Source organism: Acinetobacter sp. NigerLNRRAM0016 (assembly GCF_054112845.1).
In genome coordinates this window covers 55,545-71,843 of the sequence record NZ_JBSYVT010000001.1, presented here as the reverse complement: position 1 = coordinate 71,843, position 16,299 = coordinate 55,545, and the positions used below count along the sequence as shown (strand labels likewise).

Genomic DNA, 16,299 nt, shown 5'->3' with positions numbered 1-16,299 from the left:
TGGAAAAGGCCCGACAGGATGTTGGGCTTTTTTTATGTGTATTCGCACAGCATCTCATCAATCAACCCGCCGCTTCATCTGCATCATTCCATTTTGTTGCTGTACTAAAATCGGACAATCAATTTGCCCATGGGGGCTGTCTCATTGAAGTACTGTATTAAAGTTTCAGGCAAGTTTTCAAAACCCTCAATCACATGGGCTTGGTATTTAATTTTGCCTTGCGCGAAATACTCCGCCAACACGCAATGCGATTCCTGCATCAACGCGAGATAATCACGGACTTCAAATCCTTGAATACTTAAGCGTTTGTGCTGAATCTGTATTAAATCTGGAATAGGGCGGGCTTTGTGCTGCTGTGTTTCAGGTATGTCCGTAATAATGACACGCCCATAAGGATTCATCAGCGGATAGATCAATTCTTGAATCGGTTCATCGCTATTTTCAAAGAAGATATCAATCCCATTCGGTGCGGCGGCTTTTAATTGTGCTTCGAGATGTTCGCTATGCGTATTGATGACAGCATCAAATCCGATTTCTTGCATTAACCATTGGCACTTTTCCTCTGAGTCGGTTATGCCCAGCACACTTAAACCGTTGGCTTTAGCCAGTTGACCCAGCAGGGAGCCTACCGCACTTGCGGCATCTGTGATGACCAGAGTTTCGCCTTGTTTGGGCTGCGCGAGTTTGAACAGACTGACATAGGCGGTTAGCCCTGTGAAATAGAACAGAGACAGGATTGCTTCAGGTGCGAGACTTGCATCCATCAGGTACATGTCGTCATTCCCGACTATATATTCACTCCAGCCCGTCAAACCGACCACCTGTGCTCCCACGGGAAAATCTGGATTTAACGATTCAACCACTTTACCGACACCATAAGATTGCAAAATTTCACCAATGTGCATGGGCGGAGCATGATGGAATTTATTTTGCTGCAACCACGCGTGCATCATAGGGTCTAAAGACATATGGGTCTGCATGACCAGAAACTCACCCTCGGTAAAGTGCGGGAGTGGTAAGGGAACCATATCAAATATATCCATACTGAATTTTCCTTGTGGATATCTGGATAACCGAAATGCTTGATTCCTCATTATTGTCATCCTTTTGCATTTGCTTTTTATAATTGATCTTGCACTTATCTAGCGAAAGCATTGAATTATCAGTTGTTGTTGCTTTAATTATTCTCGGTTTCAGTTTGGGGGATATTACGGTGTGAAATCTTATCTGTGTATCGAATCAATGAAAACTGTCATTGCCAACAGCTATGGATTGGCTTTATTTCATAAGAACTTTGCTCTGCCTTTACTGCACCCAACTGAATGAGTTCAGTCATTGCTCTAATGTCTCAGAAACTAAGTCATAAGATGATTGTAAAATGGAGCATCACTGCTTTTCAATTGTGTCTTGATCAGTTTTCTACATCATTGTTCTTTGAGTTGTGTGCGTAAACGATTGAGCTCTTCACGTAACTGGCTAACTTGATCGGGCGCACACTGAATCGCGGTCAGAATCTGTTCAGGAATTGGCATGACAGCTTGCTTTAAAGCACGACCTTCGGCAGTCAGGGATATCAGCACACGTCGTTCATCTTCAGCTGAGCGTTTACGTTCAATCAAACCCAAACTTTCCAGACGCTTTAATAAGGGAGTGAGGGTGGAGGATTCTAAGAAAATACGTTGTCCAATCTCAGAAACGGTGAGTTGGTCTTGTTCCCATAAAATCAGCATCACCAAATATTGTGGATAGGTAATGCCATGCGGTTGTAACAGTTTTCTATAGTACTGATTCAAGGCAAGATGAGTGGAATATAAAGCAAAACAAAGTTGATTATCGAGCTTTAATAATTCCTCTTGATTTGACATAGGATCGTACCAATTTAATGAATAGGCTTTATTATAACTTTAAGCCAGCATGACGCACATAGCTATCTGTAGATTCAGGCGTTTAGGCAAAAGCTACAGGCGAGAACCTGTATAGAGGTGGTGAACTTGAACATCGAAGCACAGTATCTATAGAGGATGAAATTTGCTTGTAAAATAGCCAAAAAGGCGTATCATCAACTTCCTACTTTTTCAGTAGTTCAATCAACATTGGTGTGTAAAAGGTGAAATTACATGGCAAAACAGAAACGACAACCTGAACAGGTCGTGCATAACTTTGTGGCAAAACATATGCATGAGGTCAATAAAAGCCAAGTGTTTGTAGATCGAAAGAAAAATGCAAAACGTGGTTATAGCAAACATAAGCAAGGGCGATATTCCGAAGATTATCGCCCTTTTTTATGCTCAGTTTTTCAGCCTATAACGCTGTGTTAAACCCCAACAATACGGGTACTAGATTTGACCATGTCTGCTAAGCCGTGGGTTTTGAAATAATATTCCATCCAGCTTTTCACCATCAGAGGATTACTCATTTTTAACACACGATCCAACTGTTCTTGCGCATCAGACATCGGCACATGACAAATCGCTTTACGCACGCGCAGAATGTTACTCGAACTCATGGACAGGGTATTAAAGCCCATCGCCATGAGTAAAATTGCAGAGAGCGGATCTCCCGCCATTTCACCACAAATACTGATCGGTTTATCAAATTTATGACATTCTTGAACCAAGCGAGTGAGCGCACGTAGTATGGATGGATGATAGTGTGAATAGACATTGGCAACCCGAGGGTTGTTACGATCCACCGCCAATAGATATTGGGTCAAGTCGTTCGAACCCACCGAGAAGAAGTCCACCAACTCTGCAAACTCTTCAATTTGCAGCAGCACACTTGGCACTTCAACCATGATCCCGATTTTCGGTTTATTGATTTTGACCTGTTCTTCTTCTTGAACCGCATGCCAGTCACGATCAAGTAAATACAGGGCTTCTTCGACTTCACTGACACTAGTGACCATTGGCAATAAGATATGCAAATTGTTGAGACCAATGCTGGCTTTGAGCATGGCACGAATTTGCGAAGAGAAAATTTCAGGATGATCCAGAGTAAAGCGAATGCCTCGCCAACCCAATGCCGAGTTCTCTTCTTCAATCGAGAAGTAGGGTAAATCCTTATCCGCACCAATATCCAGCGTTCGCATCACCACAGGCTTGTTGGCAAAGTGGCTGAGCTGCTGACGGTAAATGGCGCGTTGTTCTTCTTCACCCGGGAAGCGGTCACGCAACATAAACGGAATTTCAGAGCGATATAGTCCCACGCCCTTAGCGCCGCGTTGCACGCCACGGACCACATCAATCATCAAACCTGTATTCACATAGAGACGAACCGCAACCCCATCAGGCGTGATTGCATCTTTGGTCTCGTACTGTTTCAGGTCTTTGGCAATTTGCTCTTCTTCTTTCTGAATTTCTTTATAGCGGGTACGTAAACGACGTGGCGGATTAATAAAGACCCGTCCTTGATGGGCATCCACAATCATTTCTGCATCATCAAGGGTATTAATCGGCAGTTCAGTCACCCCGACCACAGTCGGAATACCCAGCGCACGTGCCACAATCACCATATGTGAATTCATGGCGCCTTCAGTGGTCACAATCGCTGCAATTTTATCGACAGGCAATTCCACCAAGGCTGCGGTCGAAATTTCCTCACCAATCAATATGCTTTCATCGGTGAGTTCACGATGGCTGGAATCGGCTTCTTGCAAGAAGGCTAAAATCCGTCGACCTAGGTCTTTCAGATCTGCCACGCGCTCGCGCAAGTAGTCATCTTCCATTTGCGCAAACAGCGCAATATGGTTATCAATGACAATACGGACTGCGCCTTGCGCCCAGTTGCCATCACGAATTTCCGATTTAATTTCGGCAGGCAGGGCATTTTCATCCAGCATGCGCAAGAACACACTAAATAAAGCACGTTCTTCTGCCATCAAGGCATCTTGCATTTTATCGTCTAGCGATTGAATTTCTTCACGGACTGCTTTCAATGCACGATCCAGTAGATCTAGTTCTTCACTGATGTCATCGGCTTCGCGGTCAGGAACAGCAGATAAATCGGCAGGCGGATACAGAATGACAGCACGACCTAAAGCGATGCCACCTGAACCTGAAACCCCTTGGAAGGTCTTATAGGCAGGTAGATTGCTAGGTTTACGGAAGACATCAATATTGCCCACAGCATGTGCATGTGCGATTACGCCTGAAAGCTGCGCACAGAGGGTCACTAAGAAGGACTCTGCGGCTTCACTAAAATCTTGTTTATCTTTATTTTGCACCACCAACACGCCCATCACCTTACGGCGGTACATGACAGGCACACCAAGGAAAGAATTATAAATTTCTTCCCCAGTTTCTGGCAGGTACATAAAGCGTTCATGCTTAGGTGCATCATCTAGGTTGACAATTTCTTCACGTTGTCCAACCAGACCGACTAGACCTTCACCGGTATGCAGCGATACATGTCCGACAGACTCAGGGTTGAGACCCTTCGATGCCATGAGCAAATAGCGTTGATTCCGCTCATCAAGCAGATAGATGGAGCAGACATCCACATGCATCGCTTCTGCGACCTGATTGACCATAATGTCGAGCGATTCATGCATACTGGTGGACGCATTGATTTCTTGCACAATCCGTCTAAGGGTATCCAGTTGCATATTCGACATAGAGTCTGCTCCCAAAAAAAGTGTAAATTAGTTTTATTTATAGCAATAGTGCCCTAAAAAATCTGCATATTTATACAATTTTTTTAAGGTTTTTTAATGGGTAATTGATTGCACAATTCCACCATGGCTTTTCGGTAAACATCACGCTTGAAATTGACCACCTGTCCCAAGGGATACCAATAGCTCACCCATTGCCATTGGTCGAATTCAGGAGGATCGGACAAATTCAATTGAATATGCTGTACCGAAGCGGTCAACTTGAGTAAAAACCACTTTTGTTTTTGACCAATACATACGGGGTCTGAATCCGCACGTATATACCGATGTGGCAAACGATAGCGCAACCACCCTTTAGTTTGCGCTATGATTTCGACGTGTTCGGGCAGTAAGCCAACTTCTTCTCTCAGCTCACGATAAAGTGCCTGTTCAGGGGTTTCTCCATATTGGATACCTCCTTGTGGAAATTGCCATGCATTGTGTCCAATGCGTTTTGCCCATAAAACCTGTCCAAACTCGTTTGCCAAAATGATCCCGACATTGGGTCGGAAACCTTCAGAGTCGATCATTTGGCTACCTAAATTTTGTGTAATATTGTGGCCTCGCGTTCGGGGATTGTTATTTCTTTATCCAACTCGAACCAAAACAAAGCTAAAATGTTAAAATTGCTATGATCTTAACGAATTTCTATCGACTAGCGGAGATAGATTTACAATTTTTTTCTTAAATTTCAGTTTTTACGAGTATTTTCATGAAATTGGCGCTATTTGATCTCGATCACACCTTACTTAATACCGATTCAGATCATTCTTGGGGAGAGTTTTTAGTCAATGAAGGACTGGTCGATCCCATCCGCCATCGTCAAATGAACGACAAATTTTATGAAGACTACAAGGCAGGGCAATTAGACCCGATTGCCTACAATGAATTTGTATTTGAATTTCTGACTCAGCATGACAATCAGTATTTAAGCGACCTGCATGAATTGTTCATGCAGAAAGTGATTCGTCCTCAAATGCGCCCAGAGGGTTTTGCTGCGATTGAAAAGCATCGTGAAGCAGGTCATGCCTTGGTGGGCATTACCGCCACTTCAGACTTTATTACCGCACCGATTTTTCGTGAATTTGGAATTACGGAAATTATTGCGACCAATGCGGAAGTGGTTGATGGTAAATACACGGGTAAAGTAATTAATATTGCATGTTATCAAAAAGGCAAATTGGCACGTTTGGATTTATGGTTGGCCGGACGTGAAGTGGAGGAGTCTTGGGCATACTCAGATTCCATCAATGACCGTTTCCTGTTGGAATATGCGGATCATGCCATTGCTGTCAATCCAGATGATCGCTTGGAAGTCTTAGCCAAAGAACAAGGTTGGGATATTCAAGACTGGTCGATTGCCTAAATCATGTATATCTGACGCGGATTCTAAATGACATGGGTGGATGAAAATCTGCCCATTTTTTTTGCGCATGTTAAAGAGATTTAACAGTTTTCAGCGCTTCGAGTTGCTATGCTGATGGTGAGAATAATAAGACGATAAGGACATGAGCATGAATCAAGTTCGACCAAGAATGACACATTTATTTGAACAGCTCGGTTTAGACGCGAGTGAAGATGCGATTGCATTATTTATTGTGACCCATCAATTGAATGCAAAGACCCATATTGTGCAGGCAGATTACTGGAACGAAGCGCAACGTCAGTTTTTAGAAGAAAAAATCCAGTCCGATGGCGAGTGGGCGATTGTAGTTGATCAGTTGAATGAATCCTTGCATGAAGAGTCCGTGCTTAAAAAATAGGGTTTATATTCAAGTGTGGTGATCAAAAGACTTTTACGTCTGGTTGTAAATAAACCTATAAATGAAGAAGAATAATATGACTTTAGATCAACAAGCAGTTCCGCCGTCAGTGCCCTTAGAAAATTCAGCCTTGATGCATCAGCTGGAGCAAGATCGTGCCGCATTTGTCGGTGAGAAATATCAAACTTATTACCAGCAACAGTTTGGGGAAATGACGCCCAAGAAACCGTATGCTGGCTTTAATATTGCCGCCTTTTTCTTTGGTGTTATTTGGTTGTTTTACCGAAAAATGTATAGCTATGCGGTAATGGCAATCGCATTGATTATCCTGATTGGGGTGATTGAAACCGTTTTGGGGATAGACGGTTTTGCTTCAACTATCGGCTTGAGTGTCGCCTTCGGTGTATTTGGCAATACTTTGTATAAGCACCATGTTGATAAGCAGATTGCCAAGCTACGACAGTTGGAAAAAGGTGACCTGAGCGTTGAATTGGAAAAATGTGGTGGAACCAATGTTGTTGCAGGTTTAATCCCGTTGCTGATAGTGCTTGGGTTGATTGGACTGGCCATCATGAATTCCTAAGACCCAATACAATAAAAAACCATCTTTGAGATGGTTTTTTATTGTCGCGATTACTTCATCATTTCAATCAATTCCAGTACCGCTTTGGATTGTGTACGCCCAGGGTGCCACACCATACCCAGTTGACGGTTCATTTCAAAATTAATGTCGAGTTGCTGTAGGTCTTGATTAAGCAAGGTTTGCGGCAGTACTGACCAACCTAAGCCAATCGAAACCAACATCCGAATCGATTCCAGTGGGTTATTGCTCATGGTGATTTTCGGTTTTAACCCCTGTTTTTCAAATTCTGCCAGTGTAATTTGACTGGTATAGGTTTGCGCAGAGGGCAATAAACTCGGATAGGCGATTAAATCTTCCAGTTTGAGATTTTTCTTTTGTGCCAAGGGATGAAAAGGCGCTGCCACAAACACCAAAGGATCTTTCCAGATAGTGACATAATTGAGGCGATCATCACCTTGCGGAGGCAAGGTCAGAAATGCCAACTCCAAATCACCCGCCAGTACTTGTTCATGTGCTTGTTCTGAATCAACAAAATGCACATCTAAAGTGACTTGCGGAAAGTGTTGTACATAATTGCGTAAATGATGCGGTAAATGGTGTAAGCCAATATGATGGCTGGTGCCAATCTTGAGCTTGCCTTGCACCTGACCTTGTTCATGGCTGAGGGTATGGTGAATATCGCCCAGTTCATTCAGCCAGTTTTTGACTTTCGGTAATAGTGAATGTGCCGCATGGGTGGCTTGTACCCCGCGTCCAGCCGACTCAAATAATTTCACCCCAAAATAATCTTCCAGACTATGAATTCGCTTGGTGACTGCGGGTTGGGTAATAAACAGTTGATCTGCCGCCAAAGAAATAGAACCTGTTTCCATGACTTTTACAAATGCTTCAAAGGCGGCCAAATTCATAGGAGTAATCCATAAAGTTTTTTTATGTGTAATGTATTATTTATAAACTTTTTGCATTAAGCAATAAAAAAAGCACCCGAGGGTAGGGTGCAAAGTGGAAAGCCGACTCAAGGAAGAACAATTTAAGCTGTGCTTTCTTGAGTGTTCGTTTCTGGGTTAGATTTCTTGTCCCATACTTTTTCATGGAAGAAGAAGGCAATCGCTTGTACTGTTGGTTCGAGTAAACTTAAGGTAATCGCCATCACTAAGCTGCCTGTGACAAAATAGCCAACCAGCATGGCAACGCTAATATGCATAATGTAATAGCTGAAGGTTTTCTTTAAAGTGCGTTGATTGTGTTGAACAAATTGATAAATATGCGCCATGAGTTTTTTGCCTTGAGTCGCTGGGTATGAGTAAATGATAATGAGTTTTATTTAATCTGTAAAAACGAATATTTTTTTAAAAATGATCGAATAATTCGATTTAAGTTTTGATATTAAACTATTCCAAAAAGTTCTTAAATTTATAAAAATGATAAATTAGATTTATATTATTTCAGCGTTATAATCACCTAAAGTAAAGCAATTACCCAGTTCTATGGAGCGCGTCGACATGGCAGGCAAAACCTTATATGACAAATTGTGGGATGACCACTTAGTAAAACAACGTGATGATGGTTCATGCTTGCTCTATATCGACCGTCATTTATTACATGAAGTGACTTCACCGCAAGCATTCGAAGGTTTACAGCTTGCAGGACGTCAACCTTGGCGTTTAAGTGCCAATGTGGCAACGCCTGACCATAACGTACCGACCTCGAAGAAAGAGCGTGAGCAAGGTATTGCAGGTATTGAAGATGATACGTCACGTATTCAAGTACAAACCTTGGATGACAACTGTGAAGCCTTTAATATTGTTGAATTCAAAATCAACGATATCCGTCAAGGCATTGCGCACGTGGTTGGACCAGAACAAGGCTTAACCTTACCTGGCATGACTGTGGTGTGCGGTGATTCACATACGGCTACGCATGGTGCTTTCGGTTGTTTGGCACATGGGATCGGGACGTCTGAAGTTGAACATGTATTGGCAACCCAATGCTTGGTTCAAAAGAAAATGAAGAACATGTTGGTTCGCGTGGATGGCACTTTGGGTCAGGGTGTAACTTCAAAAGACGTGGTTTTAGCTATAATTGGTAAAATCGGCACTGCGGGCGGCACAGGTCATGCGATTGAATTCGGTGGTCAAGTGTTCCGTGATATGTCGATTGAAGGTCGTATGACGGTATGTAACATGGCGATTGAAGCGGGTGCGCGTGTCGGTATGGTTGCAGTCGATGACAAAACCATTGCTTATGTCAAAGATCGTCCATATGCACCGAAAGCGGAGCAATGGGATGCAGCGGTTGAGTACTGGAATACCTTACACTCAGATGCCGATGCAGAATTCGATACTGTTGTAGTATTACAAGGCGAAGAGATTGAGCCACAAGTGTCTTGGGGAACTTCGCCAGAGATGGTGATTCCAGTGTCTCAAGCAGTACCCACTTTGGCTGAAGCGAAAGATGATGTACAACGCAATGACTGGACACGTGCCTATAACTACATGGGCTTAGAAGCGGGTCAGGCATTGGCGGACATTCAATTGGATCGCGTGTTTATTGGTTCATGTACCAATTCGCGTATTGAAGACATTCGTGCCGCGGCAGAAGTGATCAAAGGTCGCAAAGTGGCTGCAAGCATTAAACAAGCGATGGTGGTTCCAGGTTCGGGCTTAGTGAAAAAACAAGCCGAAGAAGAAGGCTTGGATCAAGTGTTCCTTGAGGCAGGCTTTGAATGGCGTGAACCAGGTTGCTCAATGTGTTTGGCGATGAATGCCGATAAATTACAACCTGGTGAACACTGTGCTTCAACTTCAAACCGTAACTTTGAAGGTCGTCAAGGCAATGGCGGTCGCACGCACTTGGTGAGTCCAGCAATGGCAGCAGCAGCGGCAATTGCAGGTCACTTTGTCGATGTTCGTACATTTTAATTGGGTTGAAGGGAGCAAAGAATGAAAGCTTATACCGTTGAACAAGGTATTGTTGCACCATTAGACCGTGCCAATGTCGATACCGATTTAATTATTCCGAAGCAGTTTTTGAAATCAATTAAACGCACAGGTTTTGGCGATAACTTATTTGATGAGTTGCGTTATTTAGACGAAGGCTATCCAGGACAGGATAATTCACAACGTCCGAAAAATCCTGACTTCGTGTTAAATCAACCGCGTTATCAAGGGGCTTCGGTTCTCATTTCTCGTGCCAATTTTGGTTGTGGTTCAAGCCGTGAACATGCACCATGGGCATTGGAAGAATACGGTTTCCGTACTGTGATTGCACCAAGCTATGCGGACATTTTCTTCAATAACAGCTTTAAAAACGGCATGTTACCAGTGATTTTGGCTGAAGAGATTGTCGATCAACTTTTTAAAGAATGTGCAGCGAATGAAGGCTATCAGTTGACGATTGATCTTGCTGCGCAAGAAGTGCGTACCCCATCAGGTGAAGCGTTCAAATTTGAAATTGATCCGTTCCGCAAGCATTGTTTGTTAAATGGTTTGGATGACATTGGTTTAACTTTACAGGCGCAAGATGACATTCGTGCCTATGAAGAAAAAACCAAACAGTCGCGTCCTTGGGTTTTTCAAGAAATTCAAGGCTAAAGGTTGCATATTTACTCATGACAACACCGCCCAACTCTTGCTAACATCGGGGCATAATCAACATGATCAATGCTTTATTACGCAAGGTTGGGCTAGCAAAATGACGAAGGTTCTCGGTCAATGTGTCATTGCGGGATTATTGTTCAGTACCCTCAACGCGTGCCAGTGGGTGGATAGTGCTCGCATCAAGCAGGTGGAATACACCGAGAACACGCCAGCAAATGCTTTAATTTATTGTGCTGGAACGCATAATTGTGAGTTTGAGCGTCTAGGTGAAGTTTTCATTGTGGATGCTAAAACGCATCGAGTGAATGCGGATGCAATTGATAAAGGTTTGGTCCGTTTACAGGCAAAAACGCTAAATCAGCCGAATGCATTGTACTTATCTGCACCTGCAAAGCAGCAGGAACTGGTGATCCGATTTTATCCGATTTCACCAGACCGAGCAGAAACCTTGCATGTGATTCATGCCTTTAAAGCCAAGCAGACTTACACCTTTAAAATGTATCGGGATCGTACTCGACAGCATGTCAGTCTACTGAATGCATCTGTGCCTGACCCACTTTGTGTCGATTTGCAGCAACAACAAAAAACCATTCGTCGCTTTTGCAGACCATATAACCCGCAAACGGGGTTGGGTGAGTTTGTAGAGCAAAAAAATTAATCTCTAAACAGTCAATGTACTGATGCAATAATGGAAGTTCTCATGTCTAAACAAATTTTGATTTTGGCGGGTGATGGTATTGGTCCTGAAATTGTCAAGGCGGCTGAACATGTACTCGACCGAGTCAATGAAAAATTTAATTTAGGTCTTACATGGGAACACGGCTTGTTAGGCGGTGCAGCGATTGATGCACATGGCGAACCGTACCCAGCAGTGACAGCAGCGCAGGCGAAAAATGCCGATGCGATTTTATTAGGGGCTGTGGGAGGTCCTAAGTGGGATACCATTGAACGTTCAATTCGTCCTGAACGTGGTTTATTAAAGATTCGTAGTGAATTGAATTTATTCGCGAATTTGCGTCCTGCAATTCTGTATCCGCAATTGGCAGATGCTTCAAGTCTAAAACCTGAAATCGTGGCAGGTTTGGATATCTTGATCGTGCGTGAATTAACGGGGGGGATCTATTTCGGTCAGCCACGTGGTATTCGTGAACTCGAAAATGGTGAGAAACAAGGTTTCAATACCGACGTATATGCTGAATCTGAGATTAAGCGCATTGCTAAAGTTGCTTTTGAATTGGCAGGTTTACGTGGTGGTAAAGTTTGTTCGGTGGATAAAGCCAACGTACTCGAAGTGACTGAGCTTTGGAAGCAAACCGTTACGGCATTAAAAGAAGAGCAATATCCTGAAATTAATTTGTCGCACATGTATGTCGACAATGCTGCCATGCAGTTGGTGCGTGCACCGAAGCAGTTTGATGTGATTGTAACGGGTAACTTGTTCGGTGATATCCTTTCTGACGAAGCGGCAATGTTGACAGGTTCGATTGGTATGTTGCCATCGGCTTCATTAGATGAAAATGGTAAAGGCATGTATGAGCCATGCCATGGTTCGGCGCCAGACATCGCAGGTCAGAACCTTGCTAATCCATTAGCTACAATTTTGTCAGTTGCCATGATGTTACGTTACACCTTCCGTGAGGAAGCTGCTGCACAGGCGATTGAAGATGCGGTGGGTCAAGTTTTGGATCAAGGTTTGCGTACCGCGGATATTATGTCTGAAGGTATGAATAAAGTAGGCACAGTGGAAATGGGTCAAGCAGTGGTTGCGGCACTTGCCTAATCCTTGTTTGATGTTAGAAACGCAGCCCTGAGCTGCGTTTTTTTATGGGTTAAATCGCACATTTAACACGTCCCTTGGCTCACTTGTACAGCCGTTGCGATGTCATTTTTGAGCTGAAACTGAATCGTGCAAGACAAGTCGGTGGAGTACTGTTGCGCGCTGTTACTGGGGATGTAAATTGGGGCTTCACCTGCACTATTCGGTGCTTGCGGAATAGGAATCGGGATATTCACAGCTCGAGGAATGCTGTAGATCAAGACGTCTTGATTGTGTTTGATCAGGCGAGCAGGCGCATAGCCTAAAGCACGGAGGTCAAAGTCTTGCACAATTCGCTGGCTGGATTGACCAACATAGCCTTGCAAGTATTGCTCGAGTTGCAGATGTGAAGAGGGTGATGTCGCACATGCAGATAAATACAGACAACTGCTTGTCAGAAAGAGATAAACCAGCTTCATCGGAGTATCCTAGGCTTGATCATTCCCTTCATTATAAGCATCCCTTATTGGATGTGATTCATAACACGATAGGCGGTGAAATCGACAAATTTAGGCAACAAAAAAGCCACATCATGTGTGGCTTCATTTGCATTCACTAATTAGCGTGCACGGTACGTGATACGACCTTTAGTGAGGTCATAAGGGGTCATTTCTACCTTCACACTGTCGCCAGTCAAAATGCGGATATAGTGTTTACGCATTTTACCAGAAATGTGGGCAATTACTTCGTGACCGTTTTCTAAACGTACACGGAACATCGTATTAGGAAGCGTTTCGGTGACAACGCCTTCGAACTCAATGAGTTCCTCTTTATTGGCCATAGCCTACCTGATGATCAAATTGGAAAGGGGCAAATTATAGTCAATTTTTTAGAAAAAATCAAGAATCAAACCCCTGTGAGTGTGCTAGCTGGCAGTAAATTAAGCGAACTGGTGGTTTCAAAAAATTCCAGAAAAAATTGACTATAGATGTTGTCAGTTTGGTCAATCGCAGTTAATCTAAATTTATTGTTTTAGGTATAAATGAATCACATACAAGGAAGGTCATTGCGTGGGTCAGCTAACGGATGCATCGGTTGTACTACGATTGGGCTATCAGGCGATTCGTCGTTCAGGATTACCAACCGAAGAAATTTTAACAAAAGCAGGGGTGGCCTTAAATCAAGTTCAGGCCAATGATCGTACCCCATTGAATGCACAATTTGCGTTTTGGACAGCAGCAGAAGACGTCAGTAAGGACCCTGATATCGGTTTGCATTTAGGGGAGCATTTGCCCTTATATCGTGGACAGGTGATTGAACATTTGTTTATCAGTAGTGAAAATTTTGGTGAAGGTTTAAAGCGTGCCTTGGCGTATCAGCGTCTGATTAGCGATGCTTTTCATGCACGTTTGGTGATAGAAGATGACCGATGTTATTTGACCAATGGTGAACAACCTTGGGCGGAAAACTTAATTAATCGTCATTTTTCTGAATGTGCGATGTCAGGCATCTTGCGCTTTTTTAAGTTTATTACGGAAGGGCGTTTTCAGCCCTTGTATATTGACTTTAACTTTTCTCAAGGCGCACCCGATGATGAATACTTCCGGGTGTTTGAATGCCCTGTCAGCTTAGGTCAAAAGGAAACACGGCTTTATTTCGATCCTGCCATTCTGGCTTATCCGCTATGGCAAGCTGAACCAGAACTGTTGCAGTTACACGAGCAACTGGCTATTGAAAAACTGCAAGAACTGGCTCGCTATGATTTGGTGGGTGAGGTTCGTCGTGCAATCGGGTCGACCCTAGAAAGTGGTGAAACGACTTTAGAAACCGTGGCGGCGCATTTAAATATCACCCCGCGTCGTTTACGGACCCAACTCAGTGAAGCCAATACCAGTTTTCAGCAGATCCTTTCGGATTATCGCTGCCGCTTAGCCAAAAAGCTTTTAGCCAACACCAATGAAAGTGTAGAGCGAATTGTATATTTGACTGGATTTTCCGAGCCGAGTACGTTTTATCGTGCATTTAAACGCTGGACCAATGAAACTCCCGTGGAATACCGCAAGCGGAAACAACGTTAATTCATTTCAAATAAAAAACCTCCGTACGGAGGTTTTTTTTATTCTAGGGATAACAGAACTCATGAATCAATCAGGCATGTTTAACCAGTGTGGGCCTAAAGGCACTTTAGGTAAATCGAACTGCGCTGGATAGTCAGCATGAATAAAATACAGACCATCAGGTGGGGCAGTCACACCCGCAGCTTTACGATCCTGTGCGGCAAAAATCTGGTCAATCTGGTCAATCTCATACATGCCTTGTCCGATTTCCAGCAAACACCCCATAATATTACGCACCATATGGTGTAAGAAGCCATCGGCTTGAATATCCAGCACCAAATAAGCTCCATGTCGAATGAGGCGGCAATGGCTGACGTGGCGTACAGGCTGATTGGATTGGCAGGCAGCGGCACGAAAACTTTCAAAATTATGCGTGCCTTCAAATTTCTTTGCCGCAGCAATCATCTTTTCTACATCTAAAGCATAGTGAGCATGAGTCACTTGTTTATGCAGTAAAGCAGGGCGTTGCGGATGATTGTAGACCACATAGCGATAGCGACGGGCTTGTGCTTTGAAACGGGCATGAAATTCATGATCCATTTCTTTAATCCACTGGATGGCAATATCTTTCGGCAGTTGGCTATTGGCCCCCATCAACCAGCCACGTAGCGGTCTGATGGCATGTGTGTCGAAATGCGCCACCATATTGGTCGCATGGACACCTGCATCGGTACGACCTGCACCATGCAGCACAATCGGTTCGGCTGCAATTTTACTCAGGATAGTTTCAAGCGTTTCTTGTACGCTAATCACACCTGCTTGTTGGGTTTGCCAACCACGATAAGCTGCGCCTGAAAATTCGATGCCAATGGCAAAGCGTTGCATAAATTTATTTACCTTTGATTAAACCGAGTCATGCCAATGGCTAAAGCATTGATCAATCGAATCATGTTTTAGATACATCAACAGTGCTTTGGCATATAAATCAGCATGGCTGATACAATCACTCACCACCACGCCTGCTTCCGGAATCCAGCTGCTAATCGCATAGCGCTGGTCAGTTTTGCCAAAACAAACCTGAGTTGTAAGCAGCACCATACAGCCTTGTTGGCGGAGTTGTTGAAAGAGTGCTATACACGCAGCATTGACCGCCAGATTGCCCGTCCCAAAGCCTTGTAAAATCAGGAACTGGGGTGGGCGTTGTGCGATGGTTTGTAGATTCTGTAATTGAGGATCTAGTGCAATCGGCTGCATCATCAAGTTCAGACAATTGAACTGATCTGCTTTGATCAGATCTTCAGCTTGAACCAGATATGCTGAACTCGGTTGAGGCAGTTCGTGTTGGCTATCCACACCTGCAAAGGCATCTAGTTCCGTGGTGTGTTGTTTTAACACACTGCGTCCATGCAACAGTTGTTGATGGAAGGCGAGATATACCCCAACAGGTTGGGTATGAACCGCATGCAGTGCAAAACTCAGGTTGTCGATGGCATCGGTGAATTCGCGTGTGTCCTGCCCCTGAATGTTGAGTAATGGATATTGACTGCCCGTGAGCACGACATGCGCAGATTGTCCTAAAAATCTAGACAGAATTGCACTGGCATAGCTGAGGGTGTCTGTGCCATGAATAATGACAAAATGTTGGAATTGTTGTAATTGCAGTTGTTGTATAAATTGGACCAATTGCAACCAGTCCGCAGGTGTGCAAGCACTACTGTCTTTAATGACAGGTGCGACCATGCATTCAATGGCAAGATCCAGTGGTAAAACTTTCTCAAGTTGAGGCAGAAATTCTGTTGCAGGCATCGGGCTCAGTGGTTCACCGACACAGCCAAAAGTCCCACCCATATAAATCAAAGCAATTTTTTTCATCATAAAAAAAGCAGTCATGTA

At 43.7% G+C, this 16,299-nt stretch carries 19 protein-coding genes; 9 read left to right on the top strand and 10 right to left on the bottom strand.

Features of this window, described 5'->3' with window-relative positions:
* Window positions 1-104 precede the first annotated feature (104 nt).
* Both ACWQ4X_RS00365 and ACWQ4X_RS00360 read right to left on the bottom strand, forming a co-directional pair.
* Entirely contained in the window at window positions 105-1,094 is a 990-nt protein-coding gene (locus ACWQ4X_RS00365) for a zinc-binding dehydrogenase (RefSeq protein ID WP_457902316.1), read from the bottom strand.
* 330 nt (window positions 1,095-1,424) lie between these two features.
* Window positions 1,425-1,865: a MarR family winged helix-turn-helix transcriptional regulator gene (locus ACWQ4X_RS00360; RefSeq protein WP_457902315.1), complete on the bottom strand. Its 441-nt coding sequence runs from the start codon at window positions 1,863-1,865 to the stop codon at window positions 1,425-1,427.
* Between the two features lie 252 nt (window positions 1,866-2,117).
* Between ACWQ4X_RS00360 and ACWQ4X_RS00355 the strand changes: the two genes are divergently transcribed.
* On the top strand, window positions 2,118-2,318 hold the full coding sequence (locus ACWQ4X_RS00355; protein ID WP_457902314.1) for a DUF7230 family protein: 201 nt from the start codon (window positions 2,118-2,120) through the stop codon (window positions 2,316-2,318).
* On the opposite strand, the gene ptsP is transcribed toward ACWQ4X_RS00355, so the two are convergent.
* Both ptsP and ACWQ4X_RS00345 read right to left on the bottom strand, forming a co-directional pair.
* Complete coding sequence (gene ptsP / locus ACWQ4X_RS00350; RefSeq protein ID WP_100240526.1) at window positions 2,315-4,612, bottom strand: phosphoenolpyruvate--protein phosphotransferase; 2,298 nt, start codon at window positions 4,610-4,612, stop codon at window positions 2,315-2,317. The genes ACWQ4X_RS00355 and ptsP overlap by 4 nt on opposite strands.
* Window positions 4,613-4,695: 83 nt before the next feature.
* Window positions 4,696-5,178 (bottom strand): RNA pyrophosphohydrolase, encoded by a 483-nt coding sequence (locus ACWQ4X_RS00345; RefSeq protein ID WP_374529371.1) that lies wholly within the window; start codon window positions 5,176-5,178, stop codon window positions 4,696-4,698.
* A gap of 182 nt (window positions 5,179-5,360) precedes the next feature.
* Between ACWQ4X_RS00345 and ACWQ4X_RS00340 the strand changes: the two genes are divergently transcribed.
* From ACWQ4X_RS00340 to ACWQ4X_RS00330, 3 genes are all read left to right on the top strand, one after another.
* A complete protein-coding gene (locus ACWQ4X_RS00340) occupies window positions 5,361-6,014 on the top strand; it encodes an HAD family hydrolase (protein ID WP_100240528.1) in 654 nt (217 codons plus the stop codon).
* 148 nt (window positions 6,015-6,162) lie between these two features.
* Window positions 6,163-6,411 (top strand): DUF2789 domain-containing protein, encoded by a 249-nt coding sequence (locus ACWQ4X_RS00335; protein ID WP_100240529.1) that lies wholly within the window; start codon window positions 6,163-6,165, stop codon window positions 6,409-6,411.
* 76 nt (window positions 6,412-6,487) lie between these two features.
* Window positions 6,488-6,994, top strand: a complete 507-nt coding sequence (locus tag ACWQ4X_RS00330) for a DUF2628 domain-containing protein (protein WP_457902313.1) — start codon at window positions 6,488-6,490, stop codon at window positions 6,992-6,994.
* 50 nt (window positions 6,995-7,044) lie between these two features.
* Here the strand turns inward: ACWQ4X_RS00330 and ACWQ4X_RS00325 are convergent, their stop codons facing one another.
* A complete protein-coding gene (locus ACWQ4X_RS00325) occupies window positions 7,045-7,902 on the bottom strand; it encodes a LysR family transcriptional regulator (RefSeq protein ID WP_457902312.1) in 858 nt (285 codons plus the stop codon).
* A 122-nt stretch (window positions 7,903-8,024) separates the two neighbouring features.
* Window positions 8,025-8,267, bottom strand: a complete 243-nt coding sequence (locus tag ACWQ4X_RS00320) for a DUF2061 domain-containing protein (protein ID WP_100240532.1) — start codon at window positions 8,265-8,267, stop codon at window positions 8,025-8,027.
* A 229-nt stretch (window positions 8,268-8,496) separates the two neighbouring features.
* Here ACWQ4X_RS00320 and leuC point away from each other — a divergent pair, with 229 nt between their 5' ends.
* The 4 genes from leuC to leuB all read left to right on the top strand — a co-directional run bounded on the left by leuC (window position 8,497) and on the right by leuB (window position 12,373).
* Entirely contained in the window at window positions 8,497-9,915 is a 1,419-nt protein-coding gene (leuC, locus tag ACWQ4X_RS00315; protein WP_457902311.1) for a 3-isopropylmalate dehydratase large subunit, read from the top strand.
* Window positions 9,916-9,936: 21 nt separating this feature from the next.
* Complete coding sequence (leuD, locus tag ACWQ4X_RS00310; protein WP_100240533.1) at window positions 9,937-10,587, top strand: 3-isopropylmalate dehydratase small subunit; 651 nt, start codon at window positions 9,937-9,939, stop codon at window positions 10,585-10,587.
* 100 nt (window positions 10,588-10,687) lie between these two features.
* Window positions 10,688-11,251 carry a hypothetical protein gene (locus tag ACWQ4X_RS00305; protein ID WP_457902310.1) on the top strand — a complete coding sequence of 188 codons (564 nt, stop codon included), beginning with the start codon at window positions 10,688-10,690 and terminating at the stop codon, window positions 11,249-11,251.
* Between the two features lie 42 nt (window positions 11,252-11,293).
* The gene (leuB, locus tag ACWQ4X_RS00300) at window positions 11,294-12,373 is read left to right on the top strand and encodes a 3-isopropylmalate dehydrogenase (RefSeq protein ID WP_100240535.1); all 1,080 of its coding nucleotides are present in this window, start codon (window positions 11,294-11,296) and stop codon (window positions 12,371-12,373) included.
* Window positions 12,374-12,435: 62 nt separating this feature from the next.
* On the opposite strand, the gene ACWQ4X_RS00295 is transcribed toward leuB, so the two are convergent.
* Entirely contained in the window at window positions 12,436-12,828 is a 393-nt protein-coding gene (locus ACWQ4X_RS00295) for a hypothetical protein (RefSeq protein ID WP_457902309.1), read from the bottom strand.
* A gap of 140 nt (window positions 12,829-12,968) precedes the next feature.
* Complete coding sequence (gene infA / locus ACWQ4X_RS00290) at window positions 12,969-13,190, bottom strand: translation initiation factor IF-1 (protein ID WP_001284370.1); 222 nt, start codon at window positions 13,188-13,190, stop codon at window positions 12,969-12,971.
* A 229-nt stretch (window positions 13,191-13,419) separates the two neighbouring features.
* Here infA and ACWQ4X_RS00285 point away from each other — a divergent pair, with 229 nt between their 5' ends.
* Window positions 13,420-14,427 carry an AraC family transcriptional regulator gene (locus tag ACWQ4X_RS00285; RefSeq protein ID WP_100240537.1) on the top strand — a complete coding sequence of 336 codons (1,008 nt, stop codon included), beginning with the start codon at window positions 13,420-13,422 and terminating at the stop codon, window positions 14,425-14,427.
* 66 nt (window positions 14,428-14,493) lie between these two features.
* Here ACWQ4X_RS00285 and truA read toward each other — a convergent pair whose 3' ends face one another.
* Together truA and ACWQ4X_RS00275 are read right to left on the bottom strand one after the other, a co-directional pair.
* Window positions 14,494-15,291 (bottom strand): tRNA pseudouridine(38-40) synthase TruA, encoded by a 798-nt coding sequence (gene truA / locus ACWQ4X_RS00280; protein ID WP_457902308.1) that lies wholly within the window; start codon window positions 15,289-15,291, stop codon window positions 14,494-14,496.
* 18 nt (window positions 15,292-15,309) lie between these two features.
* On the bottom strand, window positions 15,310-16,281 hold the full coding sequence (locus ACWQ4X_RS00275) for an asparaginase domain-containing protein (RefSeq protein ID WP_457902465.1): 972 nt from the start codon (window positions 16,279-16,281) through the stop codon (window positions 15,310-15,312).
* Window positions 16,282-16,299: the final 18 nt, after the last annotated feature.

Coding starts and splice junctions, on each gene's coding strand:
- truA (WP_457902308.1), bottom strand. CDS start 15,291: ATGCAACGCTTTGCCATTGGCATCGAATTTTCAGGCGCAGCTTATCGT.
- infA (WP_001284370.1), bottom strand. CDS start 13,190: ATGGCCAATAAAGAGGAACTCATTGAGTTCGAAGGCGTTGTCACCGAA.
- ACWQ4X_RS00355 (WP_457902314.1), top strand. CDS start 2,118: ATGGCAAAACAGAAACGACAACCTGAACAGGTCGTGCATAACTTTGTG.
- ACWQ4X_RS00330 (WP_457902313.1), top strand. CDS start 6,488: ATGACTTTAGATCAACAAGCAGTTCCGCCGTCAGTGCCCTTAGAAAAT.
- ACWQ4X_RS00325 (WP_457902312.1), bottom strand. CDS start 7,902: ATGAATTTGGCCGCCTTTGAAGCATTTGTAAAAGTCATGGAAACAGGT.
- ACWQ4X_RS00320 (WP_100240532.1), bottom strand. CDS start 8,267: ATGGCGCATATTTATCAATTTGTTCAACACAATCAACGCACTTTAAAG.
- ACWQ4X_RS00275 (WP_457902465.1), bottom strand. CDS start 16,281: ATGATGAAAAAAATTGCTTTGATTTATATGGGTGGGACTTTTGGCTGT.
- ACWQ4X_RS00360 (WP_457902315.1), bottom strand. CDS start 1,865: ATGTCAAATCAAGAGGAATTATTAAAGCTCGATAATCAACTTTGTTTT.
- ACWQ4X_RS00365 (WP_457902316.1), bottom strand. CDS start 1,094: ATGAGGAATCAAGCATTTCGGTTATCCAGATATCCACAAGGAAAATTC.
- ACWQ4X_RS00305 (WP_457902310.1), top strand. CDS start 10,688: ATGACGAAGGTTCTCGGTCAATGTGTCATTGCGGGATTATTGTTCAGT.
- leuB (WP_100240535.1), top strand. CDS start 11,294: ATGTCTAAACAAATTTTGATTTTGGCGGGTGATGGTATTGGTCCTGAA.
- ACWQ4X_RS00295 (WP_457902309.1), bottom strand. CDS start 12,828: ATGAAGCTGGTTTATCTCTTTCTGACAAGCAGTTGTCTGTATTTATCT.
- leuC (WP_457902311.1), top strand. CDS start 8,497: ATGGCAGGCAAAACCTTATATGACAAATTGTGGGATGACCACTTAGTA.
- ptsP (WP_100240526.1), bottom strand. CDS start 4,612: ATGTCGAATATGCAACTGGATACCCTTAGACGGATTGTGCAAGAAATC.
- leuD (WP_100240533.1), top strand. CDS start 9,937: ATGAAAGCTTATACCGTTGAACAAGGTATTGTTGCACCATTAGACCGT.
- ACWQ4X_RS00340 (WP_100240528.1), top strand. CDS start 5,361: ATGAAATTGGCGCTATTTGATCTCGATCACACCTTACTTAATACCGAT.
- ACWQ4X_RS00345 (WP_374529371.1), bottom strand. CDS start 5,178: ATGATCGACTCTGAAGGTTTCCGACCCAATGTCGGGATCATTTTGGCA.
- ACWQ4X_RS00335 (WP_100240529.1), top strand. CDS start 6,163: ATGAATCAAGTTCGACCAAGAATGACACATTTATTTGAACAGCTCGGT.